Raw genomic sequence first — 17188 nt, forward strand, 5'->3', positions numbered from 1 at the left:
GCCCAGCGGCGTAGAAGCGGAACCGACTCCGATTCCGACTGGCGCGCCTACCGTCGTACTTGGGAATACGTAGGATGGGCTTGAGGTCGAAGCAGACCAACTTTGCGCATGGGTTAGTCCCATGCCGGCGATTCCGATGGCCAAGATTACCGCCAGCCAACTTGGAATCCGCGATTTGATAGATCCCGATCTTTGAAATCCCATATGTATTCGCCTTTCATCCATTGTCATGTCCCGCATAAGGGTGTCTAGGCCGCCAACTCTTTATTCCCAGTCACCGCCCAATGCCGGGCGCCGTGGAAAACACGGTTATCCAAAACGACCGTATAAGCAACTTTCGCGGGCATTGATGCATCATCGAATGCACGTAGCTGATCCCTACCGGCATTGGTTCTTGAATCGCGGGAAACCGATTGTCCGCCCAAAATGTAGTCCGGCCGGAATAAACCATCAAACAAATTCGCAAGCGAACTTTAAGATTCAGGCACCATTGGAGGTGGTGTTAGCATGCTGGAGTTCGGTTCGAGGGGAGACGAGCTGTAACACTAATGGACACAGTGATTTATTGTAATCAATCTGTTCCAGGCGCGAAGACGAACGTAAATGAGTCGGTCGAAGCGGAGGGGGAATTGCCAAACGCAATTCCAAAACAATTCGAAACTATACAGACGTTCGAAAAGTAAGTATGGAGTGCGGGATTATTGGAATCGTAGCGAGAGGAGTCGATTAGGGATTGGGGTTCGCAGCTTCCTGCCCCCACAGATCCCGCTCCGCCCTCAGGCTCTTGATCGCCTCTTCCAGGATCGTCTCCAGGATGCCCAAGGCTTCCCCGATATGTTCCTTGAGGCCGATGCTCGCCATCTCTTCTAGGCGCTCGGCGGTTTCCTGGACCTTGGTCGCGCCCAGGTTGGCGGAACTGGCCTTCAGGGAATGCGCGATCAAATGGATCGCTTTCAGATCGGGGATCTGCAAGCTGGCGCGCGCCGATTCGATGCGCTTCGGCGCTTGCGCCACGAAGTTGTCGATCATGCGGAGTAGGAAATCCTTACCGCCGATGTTGTAGAGATTGACTAGGGCGCTCTTGTCGATGGTCTTCACCGATTTCATGGTCCCATTTTACCATACCCGCGGATCAGGATCCTAGGGAGGGGTTGGGCGGCTCCCGTCGAAGCGAGCGGCCCAGGGAGGCAGGGGGCAAAATGTACCTTTACGGCCCATGCGCGTATCGTCAACGGCCCGGACGCCGCTCATGGCTTGTCTGCGGCGATGCTTCCGGAATTCCGCCATTCCGCACGGTTCCAGCCTTGAGTCCGGATCGTCTCGGCCTTCCCTAGGGCCGGAATCGGCCTCCCGGCGCGATTTCGTAAAAGGAGCCCTGGCCTTGGGGGCGGCGGCCTTGGTCCCCGCTTGCAGGCCCAAGGATTCCGGTGCCCCGCGCATCGCCATCGTCGGGGCCGGGATCGCGGGATTGCATGCCGCCCATGTGCTGGCCAAAGGGGGCGTTTCCTCCGAAGTTTTCGAAGCTGGGGCCCGCGCCGGCGGGCGGATCCTGACCTTGCAAGGCTTGATGGCCGACGGGCTCTGGACCGAAGCCGGGGGCGAGTTCATCGATTCCTCCCATGCGGACATGCTGTCCTTGGCCAAGGAGTTCGGGATCGAAGTACAAGACGCCTTGGGCGGGGATCGGGCCGGGCTTATCGAGAACGCCTGGCTTTTCGGCGGGAAGGCGCGCAGCGAAGCGGAGGTGGCCGCGGCCGTCAAAGACGCATCCGGGGCGATGGCCAGGGACATGGCCGCTTTGCCGCCAGGGATATCCGCTGGAGCTGGAGGCTTGGCGGCGGATCTCGACAAGCTTTCCGTGTCCGCTTATTTGCAAAGCCGGGGGGTAACCGGTTGGTTACGTGACTTGATCGAGACCGCCTACGTGGGCGAGTTCGATTTGGACGCGGGCGATCAGTCCTGCCTCAATCTGCTGACCATGGTTTCCTGGGACGTGTCCGAGGGACGCTTCAAGGTCTTCGGGGAAAGCGATGAAAGGTATCGCCTGAAAGGCGGCAATCAAACCCTGACCGATGCGTTGGCGGCCAAGTACGCGGACCGCATCCGCTTCGCGCATCGGCTGGAAGCGATTGATGCAGAAGGCGGCGGCTACCGGCTTTCCTTCCAGACCGGGGGCGGTTCCGTGGAGCGGAGGGCCGATGCGGTGATCCTGACCTTGCCCTTCACCTTGCTTCGCAACGTTGATATACGCGTCGATCTGCCTCCCGGCAAACGGAAGGCCATCGCCGAACTCGGGTATGGGACGAACGCCAAGCTTTTCCTGGGCTACTCGGCGCGCCCTTGGCGCAAGGCCGGGTATTCCGGGACCTTCTACACGGATGGCCTGGTCCAGAACGGATGGGATCATACCCGCACGCAAGCGGGACCGGCGGGAGGCATCACCATCTTTCAGGGTGGTTCGGCGGGACTGGAATTGGGGAAGCGAAGCCCTTCCTCGCAAGCGGAAGAGTTCTCCAAGGTCTTGGATGCCATGTTCCCGGGCAGCCAAGCGGCCCGGAACGGGAGTACGGGCGCCTTCCATTGGCCCACCTATCCGTGGTCCCTGGGAAGCTACGCCTCGTACAAGGTCGGGCAATGGACCACTCTGGCAGGCGAGGAATCCAAACCGGTGGGAAACCTGTTCTTCGGCGGCGAACATTGCAGCCGGGATTTCCAGGGCTATATGAACGGCGGGGCGGAGACGGGCCGCCGCGCGGCCGAGGCGGTTTTATCCAAATGGAGAAAGGGCTCCTGAGGGCCATTTAATCAAAAAAGTAAGGCCGGACCCGTGAGTCCGGCCTGATTCGGATGCAATCCTACATACCGCCGGATCCGGAGCTCCCGCCCGTTCCGGTCCCGGTGCCAGAACCCGTGGCTCCTCCGGTTCCCGTACCCGATCCGGTTCCCGTGCCCAAGCCGCCATCGGTGCCGATGCCGCCTACGCCGGTTCCCGTGCCTTGGTTGGTGCCGGTGCCCATGTCGGTGCCGGTTCCGATATCCGTACCCGAACCTCCGGTGCCTCCGGGGGCGCCGGGGCCGGTGGCCGGCATATTGGTGCTATCGGTGCCGGTGCTGCCGGTCGTGGTCGTATCGGCCGTATGGCGCTTGCTCTTCTTATGGGTCTTGGATTTCCCGTGGTGCTTCGTCTTGCCGGTATCCGTGGCCATTCCGGTATCGCCGGTACCGCCGATTCCCGAACTGCTGCCCGAAATGCCGGTCCCGCGGCTATCGCTGCGATGGCCGCTTTGCGCCCCGGTGGATCCCTGGGTATCCAAAGCGCCCGTGCCGTAGGTAGCCGAACTCGAAGAATTGTTCGCGGCGCCGGAGCTACTCGACCCGTAGGACGATCCCCCGGTGCCGCTGGACGAAGAACCCATGCCGGTTCCCGAAGACGATCCCGAGGTCGACCCGAGGCTATCGGATCCGTAAACGGAGGAACCCTTCCCATAGGCGGAATCCGAACCGTAAGCCGAACCGCCCAGGCCGGAACCCGAGGATCCGTAACCCGTCCCGGTTCCATTGTTCACGGAGCCTTGGGACGAAGATGAACCGTTTTGCGCGCCATACTGGTTCTTATGGTCCTTATTGCATGCGACCACCATCAGGCCGGCGGAAGCGAGCACGGCCATCGATTTCATGAGAACGCGTTTCTTGGCCATAGGAAAATCCTTTCCCAATGCCCCTGTAAGGAGCGGGTTAAATCGCAGGGTCCTTCTTTACCCTCATATCGAACCGGAAACGAGACTCTCTTTGAAGTTAAGTTTTGGGAAACACGGATGCTACCCTCCCTCCAGCCCGCGCGGCTACGGGGCTGGCGGCCGCAGGGTGGACTCGGTTCGGCGAGTATTCGTATAATGTTGGCGGCTTCCAACCTCAACGAATCCGGTTCCGTAATTGCGATCGACACTTCTTGGATTATCCACCGCCGTCTCTTTGGCCCTCACCCCGGCCTTCGCCCTTCCCCCGCGGAAAACCGCGTCGCCTTCCATCCGCGCAACGCCCTCCCCCGCGCGCGCGCTACGGCTTCCCGCGGTACGGCTCCCTCTGCGGGAGATCCGTTTGGGACAGGACCTCGCGGCTTGGAAACTTTCCGCCGACACCCTGCGGGCCCAAGGCTACCGGCCGATTTCGCTGGATGCCGAAGGGACGCCGGCGCATCCCGCCTTGGCGACCGTATGGACGCGTTCTCCCGGGCCTGATTGGGCCCTGGCGGAACCGGCCGCAGGAGCGTCCCTGCTTTCCGCGCTGGGCCGCTGGGATGCCAAGGGCTACCGGCCCGTCGAGATGGCGGCCTTGACCACTCCCGATTCCGCCGAAGTCGCGCCCGGGATCGCGGCCGATGCCGCGCCCGAATTCACGACCGCATTTGCGGTCCTTCTCTACAAGGACGGCCGCACCGCCGACGCCCGCTTTGATCTTGATCAGGAACGCTTCCAAGCGGCTTGCGATTCGGCGCGCCAGGCGCATTCCAAATGCGATTGGATCGAGGCTTACGGCGATGCCGCGCATCCCCGCTTCGCCGCCATTTTCGCGCGGGACACTTCCGGTACGCCCTGGAACTACAGCTTGGGGGACGACGCGGCCTCGCTTAAGACCAAGCAGGACATTTTCGCCCGCGTTTGGGTGCGCCCCGCGCGCGTGGCGCCCATGCCCGGCGGCCTGTTCGCCACCGTCTGGGAAGAGAATTCCGCGGGCGCATGGGAATTCCTGCCCGACGCGGATGCCGCGAAAGCGACGGCCCCGCGCGAATCCGGACCGCAAGCGGCGGAAGCCCGCTGTTGGCCCGGGTCTCCGGGGCGATTTTCCGTATTGTCGAGCGAGGGCGATGCGCCGGCGCCGAAGGCGTGGACGGTGACCGGACCCGAGACGCCGGGCCTGGAGGCCTTCGATACTTACATGCGCGAGCTGATGCGGACGCGCGGCGTACGGGCCGGGGCCTTGGCCATCGCGCATGACGGCCGTCTGGTATTCGCCCATGGATACACCTGGGGCGAGGCGGGCTATCCGATCACCCGCCCCAATAGCCTGTTCCGGGCGGCGAGCTGTAGCAAGCCCCTCACCAGCATCCTGGTGCACAAGATGTTGCGCGAGGGCGGAGGCGAGGGACGCTCCGGTAGCCCATCCCTGAAAGGGAAAATCCTTTCGGTGCTGCATCTCGGCGGCGAACCTTCCGATGCCCCTACCGATCCGCGCTTCGGCGACATCACCGTGGATGAATTGCTGACGCATTCGGCGGGATGGGTCCGCTCCAAGGCCAATCCCGATCCCGTCTTTAACGATTACCCGCCCGGGTCGGATATCCGCAAACGCTTGCCCGCCGACCGGGGCGGGTTCCTCGCCTATATGCTGCGGCAACCTTTGCAATTCGCGCCCGGCAGCCGCAGCGTGTACGACAATTTCGGCTACTTCCTGCTGGGGCGGATGCTGGAAAGCCTGCCCATGGGAGTGGGCAAGAGCTACCAGTCCATCGCCGATGATCTTCTCTTCAAGCCCCTCGGGCTCTCCCGTCCGCGCTTCGGAGGCAGCAAATACGAAGAACGCGCCTCCGGCGAAGTCCTTTACCATACGTCGGTCCCCTATCTGCAAGCCAATCCGTCCCGCGGGGGAGCGCCCTGGGTGGCAGGTGGCTACGGGGATTTCGACGTAAGCAATATGGACGCCGCCGGGGCTTGGCTGCTCTCGGCTCCCGATTACGCCAAGGTGCTCGCCGCCTTCGACCTGGGCGCCGCCAACCCCATCCTCGGCCCCCAGGCCACGGCCACCATGTGGGGCCAAAGCGGGTTCGGCGAAGCCCTGCGCGGCTGGTTCGCACTCAAGCTCCCGGACGGCAACGGGGATACGGCCGTCGCCAAATGGCATAACGGGCTTTTCCCGGGCACCTCGACCCTGGTTTTTTATCACCCTCAAAAATGGTCATTCGTGATGTTCCTGAACCGGGACCTGTCGCCGCAACCGGACGGCCCGCATGAAGGCCGGGATTTGGCCCACCTGGCCGCCCATGTAAAGGCCTGGCCCCCGGACGATCTTTTCCCCGCCATGGGCATCCCGTCCTTCCGCCAGCCTGCCATAGGGCCGGAACGGATGGAAGCGCGCACCGCTCCGCTGGACGATTCCGTTTCCGATCCGGGCGCCTTGGCCGGCGATCCGAAATAAGCGGATCTCCCCTCCGGAAATAAGCGGATTCCTGCCGGAATATTTGCCCCTTTTTTGACCCGTTTCCAAATCCGCGCCAACTCCGGCAAGTCAAGAATTATCGGTTGGTTTTAGGGTCATGAAACGTCCCAAAATCCGTCTTCCGGGAAGAATTAACTCAAGCCCGGGGGCTTCCTTTCCATTGCCAATATGAGTGCGCAGCTGGGACAATTAAGAGTGTTTAAGAAGAGCCGAAAGAAGGGAAAAGCGATGAGCGCGAAAATCCTGGGTCTGGTCCTCTGCGTTACTGCGATGGCCCTGACCGCCTGCTCCGCTACCAAGCCGCCGCGCACCGATGCGGACATGGCCCTGATCAAGGCCGCCGAGCGCGGTCAAACCGATCAGATCTACCGCCTGTTGCAGAACGGGGCCAACGTCAACGCCAAGGATAAGGACGGGTGGACCCCCTATCTGGCCGCCTCGACCATGGGGCAATTGGAAGCCATGCGGGTTCTGCGCGCCTTCGGAGCCAAGACCGAAGCCGAGGTGGAGGTGGAAAACATCGCCCACCAATACCTCCTCTCCAACTAGCCTGCCGCGCTCCCGTGACCTAATTTGTAAGAGGCCCCACCGGGCCTCTTTTCATTTTCAAGGGAAGACGGGCGATAAGCGATGGAATTCAAGGACTACTACAAGATCCTAGGGGTTGAGAAGGACGCGGATGCGGAGGCCATCAAGAAGGCCTACCGCAAGCTGGCCGCTAAGTACCATCCGGATAAGAACCCCGGCAATAAATCGGCGGAAGACCGCTTCAAGGGGATCAACGAGGCCAACGAGGTGCTCTCCGATCCGGAGAAACGGAAGCGCTACGACCAACTGGGCGCGCATTGGAACGATCCGGGCTTCCAGAACGGGTACCCGGGTGGGCCTGGCGGCCAACGGGAAGGCGCGGCCGGGGGTCGGCGTCGCTCGCAAACCTTCACGCAAGAGGATCTGGGGGACATCTTCGGCGGAGGGGGATCGTTTTCCGATTTCTTCGAGACCTACTTCGGGAGCGCAGGGATGGGCGGCGGCAGGGGACCGGGGGCCGGCCGGCAAGGGGGCGCTTGGACCGCTCCGCAGCCGGGAACCGATTACCAGGCCGACGTGGAGATCACCTTGGAAGAAGCCTATACCGGGGCGAAAAAGGTTTTCGAGATCAACGGCAAGAAGCTGAAGCTGGCCTTCAAGCCGGGCATCGCCGATGGCCGGGTGATCCGCATGGAAGGCAAGGGCGGGCCGGGATCGAATGGTGGGCCGGATGGCGATTTCCACCTGCGCATCCACGTCCTGTCCCACCCGCTTCTCGAACGCCGCGGCGACGACCTGCACTTGATGCTGGACCTGGAGGTTGAGGACGCCGTGGTCGGCAAGAGCGAGGAAATCCGGACCTTAGGCGGCAGCGTCAAGCTGCGCATCCCGCCGGAGACGGATAACGGGAAGGTTTTCCGCCTGAAGGGGCAAGGCATGCCGGTGTACGGCAAGTCCGATGAACACGGCGATTTGTTCGTTACGGTACGCTTGCGCCTACCGAAGAATCTGAAGCCGGATGAAATCGAATTCTTCCGCAAGATGGCGGAAGGCCGCCGCTGAGGCCGGGCGCGCCCCGGCTAAGGGGCGGCCTACCTAGGGGTCAGCGCTTCAGGCGGGGGGCCTTGCACACGTTGCAGGGCGCATAGCCCTTCTTCATGGCTTCGCCCACGGTGATTTCCTTGCCCGCGCCCTTCAGGTAACGGCAGCCTTTCAAATGGTAGCGGCTTCCGGATTTCCCCAGGTAGACGACGGTGGACGCGCTGGCTTCGCCGGCGGTGGCAGGGGCTGCGGCCGGTGCGCCGGTGGCCGGGGCCGTCGCGGCAGGCGCCGCCGAATCGACGCTCTTGGCCGGGGGGGTCGCGGCTTTCGCCTTCGGGGCGGCTTGGGCCAGCATGGCGCCCAAGGACAGGGTGAGGGCGAAAAGGACGGACGAAGGCTTAAAGGGCATCGAAGTCTCCATTTTTAGGTTCAGTCTAAAGCGGTCCAAAATCCAGATCCGAAATTACTACCCGGAACCCCCTGGTTTCAAGCGGACGGGGGATCCCATCCTTTAGGGGTTCTTCAGGTTAGAGAAAAGGAAAACCGGTACGGTCGGGCGCAGCGCCGGCGACCGCCCCCCTTGCCAGGGGCCGGGATACGCCGGCCTCCCGTCGCACCCGTAACCGCGAAGGGACGTCTCTTGCATGTTACCCAAGACGGCGGGGCCCCTCGCGTTCCGGCCCGGCGATAACGCTAGGGGGTGTTGCATTTCTTCCCAAACGTTGGTGAAGCGTCCGGCCATGACCGCGCCCCCGAACCAGGCCAGGAATTGCTCGAAGTAGCCTTCATTGGGGGTGGAGCCGGTACGACCCGGCATTTGCGAATCATCGGGACGTCCCCATTGATCGGCGCCCGCGGGCAGGAAGGCGATCAGGCTGTCCGACCAGGGGCGGGAGGCCGTGGCGCCCTGGGAGCAGAATGCCGCGCAGGCCCACATCCCCACCGTCAATTCGCTGTGCTCCTGGCGCGAGCGGTACTGCCCGCTGCCTAAGGTGAAGGTATCGGAAGCCGGGATGAGCACGCCGTCCATGGTGTAGAAGTTGGCGCGATCGGGAGTGGGCGCGAACGCCGCCGCGGCATCGAGCCATTTCTTGGCGCGCTGATCCTTGAACCACAGCCAATCCAGGGCCAGCCGCCACGCCACGCGGATACCATCCTTGTACATGGAGCGGCCTTGCCGGTAGGCATTGTATCCCAACGAGCCATTGAAGTAGTTGCCATCGGGGACCATCCAATCCGGGATGAGCCCATTGGCAGCTCCGGGGCTGGCCGCGAGGGTGCGGTAGCATTGATCCACGACGCCGTTCCAGTCATGGCCGGGATCGGCCTTGGCGAAGATGCGGTAGGTGGCGGGCGAGAAGTAGCTGGGGTTGACGAAGGCCTTGCCGCCCCAATCCGCCCCCGGCGCCAGGAATTTCCCTTCGCCCACGGCATGGGACCAAATGGTCCCGATGATGTCCATGGCCCGGGATTTATAGGCGACCCCTTTGGGGCCGGTGTGCTTTTTCCAGATGCCCTTATTGGCCAGGGAGTCGGCGAAGAGGAGCATCAAGGCGATGTCCTGATCGGCATCGGTGGCCATGCCCGTGCCGCTGAGGCCGCCCTTGGAAGCCCAGCGCCAATCGTAGAGCTTGGTCCCGGAGTTCCACATCTTGTTTTCCGCGGCATCCCAGATCTTGTTGAACGTGTCCTGGTCGTTCCCGTAAAGGGTCACGATCATGCCGTAGGCCTGGGCTTCGGAGACGGCGTCGCCGGGATCTTCGGAATAGGGGCGGTGCACCAGCCCATCGGAATAGGCATCGATGTTATGCCGGACGATGCCGGCCGCGGTGCGTTGCAGGGCATCGTCCAAGCGGGGATCGTTAACGCGCGGCAGCAAGCCGGCATTTGGGAGGAAGTACCCTTTAGGCGCCATAGGAAGGATCATCAAACAAAGGTAAAGCCAACGGGCACGGGAAAAAGACATGCACCCCTTAGTCGTCGGAGGCGGGCGATCGGTTTAGGCCGGACCGGTAATATCCACCCTTTCGATGCGGAGCAAGGCGGATTCGGCATCCGAGTAATGGGATTGGCCGTATGGCAGGATGGATGGCGCCCCGTCGGAAGGGACGAGGCCCGCTAGGGTAACTTCGGCGGGACGCCGGCGAAAGCCGCGGCGGCCTCCGGTAGCGTGGAAGCGGCGGCCCAACCGGGCATGCCATCCTTCCATACCAGGGTGTCGAGACCGATCTTCCGCTGCATGGCCAGGTCCCTGAGTTGCGGCAGATCGAAAGGACCGGCTTGCTTGCCGTCGATGGCAATGAAAAGCGCAAGGGCGGCAGCCTGGGTTGGCAGGGGCGGGGGCACCGCCCCGGGTTTCAGCGCTCCCGCGATTTGCCCGCCCAAGGCCATGCCCAGGCCCGCGCCCGCCAGGGTCCCGGCCAATCCGCCGCCTTGGCTGATAGCCTCGCCCGCTTTGTCCGCCACGTTGAACTTCAGGTACTGATCGAGGTTGCCCACCACTCCCATGCCGCTGCGTTTGTCGATCAGCGCCTCCACTTCGGGCGGAAGGGAAATGTTCTCGACCACGAACTGGCGCAGCGCCAATCCGTATAGGCCGAACTTGCCGGCGGCGGCCTTTTCGACAAGGGCGCCCAGCTCCGCGTACTTCGCGGCCAGATCGAACGCGGGGATTTGGGCTTCCCCGAGGCAGTCGCTGATCGCGCTCACGATCACCGCCTTCAACTGCGTTTCCATGTCCTGCGCGTCCACCTCCGCCAAGGTGCCTACGGAAGCCTTATGGAATTTGCCCGCGTCTTCTACCGCATACGCGAAAGCCCCGAAGGCCCGGAGGCGCACCACGCCGAGTTCCTTGTCGCGCAGCATGAGGGGGTTGGGCGTACCCCACTTGCGGTTGGCCAGGTTCAGCATATTGATGAAATACACCTCGGCCTTGAACGGCGAGTTGAAGCCGTATTTCCAACCCTTCAGGTCCGAAAGCAAAGGCAGGTTCTGGGTGGAAAGTGTGTACGTGCCGGGGCCGAAGGTATCGGCCAAGCTACCTTCGTTGATGAACACGGCGGATTGGCCTTCGCGCACCACCAGCTTCGCCCCCATCTTGATTTCGTTATCGCGACGCTCGAAGCGATGCGCCAGGATGCCCGGATCCGGGCTCATCCACTCGACGATGTCGATCAACTGTCCCTTGATTGCGTCGAAGATTCCCATGAGACTTGCCTCCTTTAGAGCCCCTAACTTAAGGGGGGCTCTTATGCCTTGCCGCGCAGCGCCGCTTTAAGCGCGTAGCGCGTTTTCCCTTCATCCAGATTCTGACGCCGCGCGAAGGCGAGGATGAGCGCCTCCTCCTGGGCGGTGATAACGCCGTCCGATGCGGCCACCATGATGAAATTATTGAGCCAGCGCAACGCTTCCTGCGCCCCGATAGGCTGGTTGAGGGCCTCGGGATCGGTCTTGACCTTGCGCAGCAGGGTGTCCACGAAGATAGGGCCCAATCCGAAATTGCGCGCGAAGTCGCGGATGGTGGTTTCCTCCTCCGCAGATATCACCCCGTCTTCCAGGGCTGCCGCGATCATGGCGGAGAGGAGGCGGAATTGCGCCCCGGGTCCCGCGGCCGCCGACGCGCGCGCATTCCCGGCCGATACCGGGAGCGCGCGGGGAGCCATCACTTGCGACAAGAGGGTGTTGCCGCCGTAATCGCAAAGCACCCAGTTCGCTTCCGGGCTCGCGAGCATGGCGCCGCAGTACGCGCACTTGGCCTGATCGGTCGATTCCAGGGGCCCGCCGCAAGACGGGCACGACAGACTGCTCAAGGCGTTCTTCCCCATGGCCGCATCCAAGGACTTGGAAAAGACCAGCACCCGTTCCTGATGTTCAGGCTCATCCGCCGGGCTCGGGGCGCCGGAAAACTTCACTTTGATCCAGGCCTTCGCCAAGCCCGCGACGGCGGAGAATCCGGATAAGTCCACCGCGCCGACCGCCAGCCGGTACAAAGGCGGTTCTTTGCCCGGCCCCGATAGCCTCTGCAGCAACTCGGGCGCCGCGAAAAGCGCGAGGGAAGACAGGTTCCCCCGATGCAAGGCGCTTTGATAGCGCACGAACACGACCGAAGCCCGATCCTCCAATTCTTGCGGCGACAGCCAGGCGCGCGCGTCGGTGCCCGCGGCCACCGGCAACGCCGAGTAGTAACCTTCCAGCTCGGCGCGATTCCCAGCCGCCCATTCTTCGGCTTGGGTGATTTCCGCCAGCACCCAATCGTAGGCTCCCGAGTTCAGCACGGATCCGCAACTCCCGCAGCGGCTGCCGCCCGCGTCCGACAAGGGCGCGGCGCACTTAGGGCAATTGGCGAGGGCCTTCAGCACCTGCGGCGAAGATGCGTCTCCCCCATCCACCAACGGGGGCGCCCCCATTACGCCATCGGCGACGCGCGTGAACGACCAGATCTCCTCGAACTCCTCCGAGCCGTTATCGGACACCGTCGCCCCTCCGTCCGCCTTGACATCGCGATCATGGACGCGGCCGCGCACGAGGAAATCCACCGAGAGATACTTCCCGAAGCGCTCTTCCTTCACCAGACGCGCGCCCGTCAACTGCGGGTGCTCGGCGAGATTGCGGATGCCTTGCAGCTTGTTCATGTCGAGCTGGATTTGGAAACGATGGAATACCCCATCCGAAATCACCGCGCGCACCGGGCCCATGTTCCCGCGGGACCAGGCGTTCTGGATCGCGATGAAGACCTGCCCCAGCTTCGCCTGCAACGCCAGCGAGGAGGGCGTGGCGACGGGCGGCGTCGCCCTCAGGCTTTGCTGCATGCCGGGATCCAGGGTCGCGCGGAAACCCTTGTCCTTCTTCTGTTCGTCCAGTTTCTTGCGCAGGTAATAAACGACGATGATAACGATGAGGATGAACACGATCCCGGGGAAGGACAGGCTTCCTCCGGATCCGCTCCCTCCGGAGCCGGGGTAGTAATGGAAGCCCCCGCCTCCGCCTCCGCCCGAGGAATAGCCGCCGCTGTGGTATCCCTGGCCGCCGCCGGCACGGGCCTGCGCCGAAAGCGCGCCCGCGAGGATCGCCGACATCGATGCCGCCAGGATGCGTGGCTTAACCTGCATGCGGATGGACCTTTCTCGAACGCGGATAAGCGGGAGAGGAAGGATAAATACTAACATCACTGTTAGTTTTCTCGTAACCCATGATCCAAGATCGAATCCACCCACCTCGTTGAAATCTGCCGCGCGTCACGAGAAGAGGCGCGCATAAAAAAACCCGGCTCCCCTTGCGGAGAACCGGGTTTCCCTTAAAATGGTCGGGGCGACAGGATTCGAACTTGCGACTTCTTGCTCCCAAAGCAAGTGCTCTACCAGACTGAGCTACGCCCCGATGCCCGGGAAAACTAGGAAAACCCGCCAAGATTGGCGGGCCTGGACGGCAAGTATCCGCCGGACCCGCTTTTAGTTACTCCCCCGTACGGGGTCTAGCCGGCGTCCTACCGCGCGCCACCTCACCCGATAAGGACTCAATACCCGCAAACCGCGCAAAAGCCGGATTGACTCTGTACCCCAAATGGGGTATGTTTAAAGCATGCTGCTAGTCCGGCATACCGCTAGTTTGCTTATTTGCCAGGAGCCAACACCCATGTCCAAGACCGCCATGATTCGCGCTCGCACTGATACCCATCTTAAAGAGAAGGTCGAAAAGATTTTCGATGATCTCGGACTCAACGCCACCTCCGCGATCAACATCTTTTACAAGCAGGTCCTGTTAAGCCACGGCTTACCCTTCGACGTGCGACTTCCCAATGCCGCAACCCTGAAGGCCATGAAGAACGCGAAGGCCGGCCGCACTGTCAAAGCCTTTCGCGGCGCGGATGATCTTTTCGGAAGCCTTCGCGGCTAATGTGGGCTCCGGAATACACCAAGCAATTCAAAAAAGACTTCAAACGTTGCGATAAACGCGGCCTGCCGCTCGGCGACTTGGAAACCGTCATGAAGATGCCGATAGCCGGCAAGGCGCTTGCCGAAAAGCATCGCGACCACACCTTAAAAGGCGACTACGAAGGCTTCGGTGAATGCCATATCAAGCCTGATTGGTTGCTCATCAATTTAAGGGTACCTGAAGAACGTATAATCCGCTTCGTCCGTACCGGCAGTCATAGCGACCTGTTCGACTGAACCCTAAGGGCTGGGAGGCTCCGGGCTGCGCACGGGGGCCGCCGCGGCGGAAGGATGGTTGAGCGCGTTCAGGCTGCTGGCCACGCCGCCCGCGCGGAGCGCCAAGGCGGGAACCACTTCGTGGGGCCGGACCGCCACGGGACGCGGGTGCAGGATGCGTTCTGGCACCGGCTTCAGATCCCAGACCAGGCCGACCATCGCCAAGCCCTTGAGCATGTAATAGGTGACATCGTATTCCCACCAGTAGAATCCCTGCCGGGTGGAATTGCAGTAATGATGATGGTTGTTGTGCCAGCCCTCCCCGAGGGTGATGATGGCCAACAGCCAATTGTTCCGGCTGGTATCGGTGGTGGCGAAGCGGCGGCGGCCGTAGACGTGGGAGAGGGAGTTGATGGTGGCGACGCCGTGGAAGAGCGCCACGGTGGAAACAACGAAGCCCCAGGTGAACATCTGCATGGCGCTGGTGCCGAGCTGGGGGAAGTAACGATGCAGGAAGGCGCCCAGGCACAACATGGCGCCGCCCAGGGCCATGGGGACGATCGAGTCGAAACGATCCAGGAAGACCAATTCCGGGAACTTGGCGTAGTCGTTGATCAGATCGAGGCGCGGCGGGATGTTCTTACGGCGGCTCCACCAGAGCATGTGGGCGTTCCAGAAGCCGTGATGCTTGGGCGAATGGATGTCGCTAGGTTCGTCCGAGTGGGCATGATGATGGCGATGATGCGCCGGCCACCAAAGGGGCCCGCGCTGTCCTGCCGAGTTGCCCAGCATGGCCAGGAAGAACTGGAAGGTCCGCGAAGTCTTATAGGTGCGATGGGAGAAATACCGGTGGTATACGCCGGTGATCCCGAACATCCGGATGAAATAAAGGAATCCGGCCACGCCTACGGCGGTCCAACTGAAGCCTACGAAAGGGATCAGCACTACGCCGAAATTGAGCCACAAGAAGGGCCAGGGGATGACGTACTGGTTCGGTCTTGCCGCGCTTTCCTGGGCCTGGGCTTTGCCCTGGGCGTGCGTATCGAACCAGGAGACGATTTTGCTGAAGCGGGAAGGGGCTTGGGTAGTCGGGGTCGCCATTCGTTTTTCCTTACCTGGATGCGCAGCGCCGGGTCGAGGCGCCTTTCTGCATGTCAATTAAACGAAGAATCCGGGCAGGCGGGAAGTGGCGAGGGCGGAAGGTTACAACTTTTTGCAAATACAACTCATGACAACTTCCCGCGGGGACGCGGAATTGGGATAATCTCCAGCGCCGGGTCAGATCCCGGTAAAGGAGCGACCCGATTGAGGTACTTGCGTTTAATCTCTTTGGCAGGCGCGATGGCTCTGGTCCATTGCGGCCGGGTCGGTAAAGTAGGGGCCGGAACCTACGACGTCGCCGATGAGGAATACACCACCCAGAACTACGGCATGGAGCGCAATCTCACGCCGGAAGGGACCTTCGCGGAGCGGCACGTGGTCGACCATTGCCTGCTGCTGGAATTGTCGGGAACGTGGGCGCAGGACGGGGGAAAGCTGAAGTTGAGCTATGCCCGCTCGCGCAATCGCCGCACCTGCCATGATTCACTGCCCGGCTGGTCCGTCGATACCGCCAAGCTGGTGATTCCCATCCGTAACGTGGCGGCTACGGGCTACGAAGCCCTGCTGGCCGCTTCGGATGGCAAGCCGGAAAAATGGATCCGGTGGATGAAGACGGAATAGAACGGATCGGGCCGATCAATGCGGACACCGGGCAGCGCCGATCGAGTCATTCGCGGAACGATCCTATAGGCGTTTCCGGACCGCTTGCGCGTGGTGGTGGAAGCCTTCCGCATCGGCCAGGGCGGCGATGTCCTTCCCGTGGCGGGCGAGGGCGCGCGGCGAATAGCGGATGAGGCTGGTGCGCTTGTAGAAATCGTACGTGCCCAGGGGCGAGAAGAAGCGCGCGGATCCATTAGTGGGTAACACGTGGTTGGGGCCCGCGAAATAATCCCCCACGGGCTCGGACGAATAAGGCCCTAAGAACAAAGCTCCGGCATTGCGGATTTTTGCCGCCTGGGCTTCGGGCCTGCGCGTGAGGATTTCCATATGCTCCGGGGCGATGAGGTTCGCCAAGGCGCAACCAAGCTCCCAACCGGGAACCACATAGATCCTCCCGAATCGTTCCAAGCTCTTTTCCAGGATGGCCCGCTTCGGGGAGCCTTCGACTTGTTGGGCGACGCAATCGGCCACCGCCCGGGCGACGTCCGCCGAGGTCGTGATGCAAATGGCTGCCTCGTATCCCGACCCATGTTCGGCCTGGGAAAGCAGATCGGCGGCCACCCAATCGGGATCGGCGCTTTCGTCGCACATGACCAGGATCTCCGAAGGCCCGGCGATCATGTCGATGTCCACCGTTCCGAACACTTCCTTCTTCGCCAGCGCGGCGAATACGTTTCCCGGGCCCACGATCTTATCCACCCGCGGCACCTTGGCCGTCCCGTAGGCCAGCATGCCGATGGCCTGGGCCCCGCCGATACGGTAGATCTCGGTGATGCGGAGTTCCCGGGCGACGAAGGCGAGGGTCGGATGCAAGCCCCCGGGAGCCGGCGTCACGACGGCTATCTCCTTCACGCCGGCTACCCGGGCGGGCACGGCGTTCATGATCAAGGTGGACGGATAGATGCCGGCGCCGCCGGGAACGTAGACGCCGACGCGGGCCAAAGGCCGGATGATTTGGCCCAGGATCTCGCCGTCCTTGCCTTTGAATTCCCACGACTTCTCGGCTTGGCGTTCATGGAAGTCGCGTACGTTGGCGATAGCCTTGCGGAGGGCGCGCTTCAAGCCCGCATCGAGGCCCGATGCCTTCTTGTCGATCTCGGATGGGGAAACCGCGAGCTGACCCTTGAGCCCGTCATGCTTGCGGGCGTATTCCAACGCGGCGGCATGCCCGCGCGCCTTGATGTCCTTGAGGATGTTTTGGACGATGGCTGCGATGGCGGGCGTGGGGGCGGGTTCGCGGCCGGTAATGGTCCGCACGTCGGGATGCTTGAGGGAATTGACCGCCACGATCTTCATCGAAATACCATCCTTAAGATGCGTCCGGGGGAATCGCCTGGGGCCCGGAACCGGCCCTAAATGTGCCACACTTCCCCCGATAATCCAAGCGCGGGAAAACGATTAGATTTTGGAAACGTTCTCCGATCCCCGCCTTCGGATACGACGTTCGAGAAATTATGGACATGAAAAAGAAATCCGCGTCGTTCATTGTAAGCGCGGCG

15 protein-coding genes and 1 tRNA gene are annotated in these 17188 nt (G+C 62.2%); 7 read left to right on the forward strand and 9 right to left on the reverse strand.

Translation table 11 applies throughout. The annotated features are described in order from the left end of the window. Positions 1-726 precede the first annotated feature (726 nt). A complete protein-coding gene (locus tag JF616_08595) occupies positions 727-1107 on the reverse strand; it encodes an Hpt domain-containing protein (protein MBW8887800.1) in 381 nt (126 codons plus the stop codon). A gap of 142 nt (positions 1108-1249) precedes the next feature. Here JF616_08595 and JF616_08600 point away from each other — a divergent pair, with 142 nt between their 5' ends. After that, a complete protein-coding gene (locus JF616_08600) occupies positions 1250-2794 on the forward strand; it encodes an FAD-dependent oxidoreductase (GenBank protein MBW8887801.1) in 1545 nt (514 codons plus the stop codon). Between the two features lie 61 nt (positions 2795-2855). On the opposite strand, the gene JF616_08605 is transcribed toward JF616_08600, so the two are convergent. Further along, positions 2856-3698, reverse strand: coding sequence for a hypothetical protein (locus JF616_08605; GenBank protein ID MBW8887802.1), 843 nt, complete (start codon positions 3696-3698; stop codon positions 2856-2858). A gap of 400 nt (positions 3699-4098) precedes the next feature. Between JF616_08605 and JF616_08610 the strand changes: the two genes are divergently transcribed. From JF616_08610 to JF616_08620, 3 genes are all read left to right on the forward strand, one after another. Further along, complete coding sequence (locus JF616_08610) at positions 4099-6192, forward strand: beta-lactamase family protein (GenBank protein MBW8887803.1); 2094 nt, start codon at positions 4099-4101, stop codon at positions 6190-6192. Positions 6193-6441: 249 nt separating this feature from the next. After that, positions 6442-6762 carry an ankyrin repeat domain-containing protein gene (locus tag JF616_08615; GenBank protein MBW8887804.1) on the forward strand — a complete coding sequence of 107 codons (321 nt, stop codon included), beginning with the start codon at positions 6442-6444 and terminating at the stop codon, positions 6760-6762. A gap of 81 nt (positions 6763-6843) precedes the next feature. Continuing rightward, positions 6844-7803, forward strand: a complete 960-nt coding sequence (locus JF616_08620) for a J domain-containing protein (protein MBW8887805.1) — start codon at positions 6844-6846, stop codon at positions 7801-7803. 40 nt (positions 7804-7843) lie between these two features. Here JF616_08620 and JF616_08625 read toward each other — a convergent pair whose 3' ends face one another. The 5 genes from JF616_08625 to JF616_08645 form a co-directional block, all read right to left on the reverse strand. Further along, complete coding sequence (locus tag JF616_08625; protein ID MBW8887806.1) at positions 7844-8191, reverse strand: hypothetical protein; 348 nt, start codon at positions 8189-8191, stop codon at positions 7844-7846. 102 nt (positions 8192-8293) lie between these two features. Next, positions 8294-9661: a hypothetical protein gene (locus JF616_08630; GenBank protein ID MBW8887807.1), complete on the reverse strand. Its 1368-nt coding sequence runs from the start codon at positions 9659-9661 to the stop codon at positions 8294-8296. A 239-nt stretch (positions 9662-9900) separates the two neighbouring features. Further along, positions 9901-10989: an SPFH domain-containing protein gene (locus tag JF616_08635; GenBank protein ID MBW8887808.1), complete on the reverse strand. Its 1089-nt coding sequence runs from the start codon at positions 10987-10989 to the stop codon at positions 9901-9903. Positions 10990-11030: 41 nt separating this feature from the next. After that, positions 11031-12890, reverse strand: coding sequence for a TIM44-like domain-containing protein (locus tag JF616_08640; protein ID MBW8887809.1), 1860 nt, complete (start codon positions 12888-12890; stop codon positions 11031-11033). Positions 12891-13081: 191 nt separating this feature from the next. Further along, positions 13082-13158, reverse strand: a tRNA-Pro gene (locus tag JF616_08645). 255 nt (positions 13159-13413) lie between these two features. Between JF616_08645 and JF616_08650 the strand changes: the two genes are divergently transcribed. Further along, positions 13414-13674, forward strand: coding sequence for a type II toxin-antitoxin system RelB/DinJ family antitoxin (locus tag JF616_08650; GenBank protein MBW8887810.1), 261 nt, complete (start codon positions 13414-13416; stop codon positions 13672-13674). Further along, on the forward strand, positions 13674-13949 hold the full coding sequence (locus JF616_08655) for a type II toxin-antitoxin system YafQ family toxin (GenBank protein MBW8887811.1): 276 nt from the start codon (positions 13674-13676) through the stop codon (positions 13947-13949). The genes JF616_08650 and JF616_08655 overlap by 1 nt, the downstream gene beginning before the upstream one ends. 3 nt (positions 13950-13952) lie before the next feature. Here JF616_08655 and JF616_08660 read toward each other — a convergent pair whose 3' ends face one another. Further along, positions 13953-15029: an acyl-CoA desaturase gene (locus tag JF616_08660; GenBank protein MBW8887812.1), complete on the reverse strand. Its 1077-nt coding sequence runs from the start codon at positions 15027-15029 to the stop codon at positions 13953-13955. Positions 15030-15269: 240 nt separating this feature from the next. Between JF616_08660 and JF616_08665 the strand changes: the two genes are divergently transcribed. Beyond that, on the forward strand, positions 15270-15650 hold the full coding sequence (locus JF616_08665) for a hypothetical protein (GenBank protein MBW8887813.1): 381 nt from the start codon (positions 15270-15272) through the stop codon (positions 15648-15650). Between the two features lie 63 nt (positions 15651-15713). Here JF616_08665 and hisD read toward each other — a convergent pair whose 3' ends face one another. Beyond that, positions 15714-16985 (reverse strand): histidinol dehydrogenase, encoded by a 1272-nt coding sequence (gene hisD, locus JF616_08670; GenBank protein ID MBW8887814.1) that lies wholly within the window; start codon positions 16983-16985, stop codon positions 15714-15716. Positions 16986-17188 lie beyond the last annotated feature (203 nt).

Source organism: Fibrobacterota bacterium (genome assembly GCA_019509785.1).
In the GTDB taxonomy this organism is placed as follows: domain Bacteria; phylum Fibrobacterota; class Fibrobacteria; order UBA11236; family UBA11236; genus Chersky-265.

Coding starts and splice junctions, on each gene's coding strand:
- JF616_08650 (MBW8887810.1), top strand. CDS start 13,414: ATGTCCAAGACCGCCATGATTCGCGCTCGCACTGATACCCATCTTAAA.
- JF616_08600 (MBW8887801.1), top strand. CDS start 1,250: ATGGCTTGTCTGCGGCGATGCTTCCGGAATTCCGCCATTCCGCACGGT.
- JF616_08605 (MBW8887802.1), bottom strand. CDS start 3,698: ATGGCCAAGAAACGCGTTCTCATGAAATCGATGGCCGTGCTCGCTTCC.
- JF616_08640 (MBW8887809.1), bottom strand. CDS start 12,890: ATGCAGGTTAAGCCACGCATCCTGGCGGCATCGATGTCGGCGATCCTC.
- JF616_08655 (MBW8887811.1), top strand. CDS start 13,674: ATGTGGGCTCCGGAATACACCAAGCAATTCAAAAAAGACTTCAAACGT.
- JF616_08660 (MBW8887812.1), bottom strand. CDS start 15,029: ATGGCGACCCCGACTACCCAAGCCCCTTCCCGCTTCAGCAAAATCGTC.
- JF616_08620 (MBW8887805.1), top strand. CDS start 6,844: ATGGAATTCAAGGACTACTACAAGATCCTAGGGGTTGAGAAGGACGCG.
- JF616_08635 (MBW8887808.1), bottom strand. CDS start 10,989: ATGGGAATCTTCGACGCAATCAAGGGACAGTTGATCGACATCGTCGAG.
- hisD (MBW8887814.1), bottom strand. CDS start 16,985: ATGAAGATCGTGGCGGTCAATTCCCTCAAGCATCCCGACGTGCGGACC.
- JF616_08625 (MBW8887806.1), bottom strand. CDS start 8,191: ATGCCCTTTAAGCCTTCGTCCGTCCTTTTCGCCCTCACCCTGTCCTTG.
- JF616_08595 (MBW8887800.1), bottom strand. CDS start 1,107: ATGAAATCGGTGAAGACCATCGACAAGAGCGCCCTAGTCAATCTCTAC.
- JF616_08665 (MBW8887813.1), top strand. CDS start 15,270: ATGGCTCTGGTCCATTGCGGCCGGGTCGGTAAAGTAGGGGCCGGAACC.
- JF616_08615 (MBW8887804.1), top strand. CDS start 6,442: ATGAGCGCGAAAATCCTGGGTCTGGTCCTCTGCGTTACTGCGATGGCC.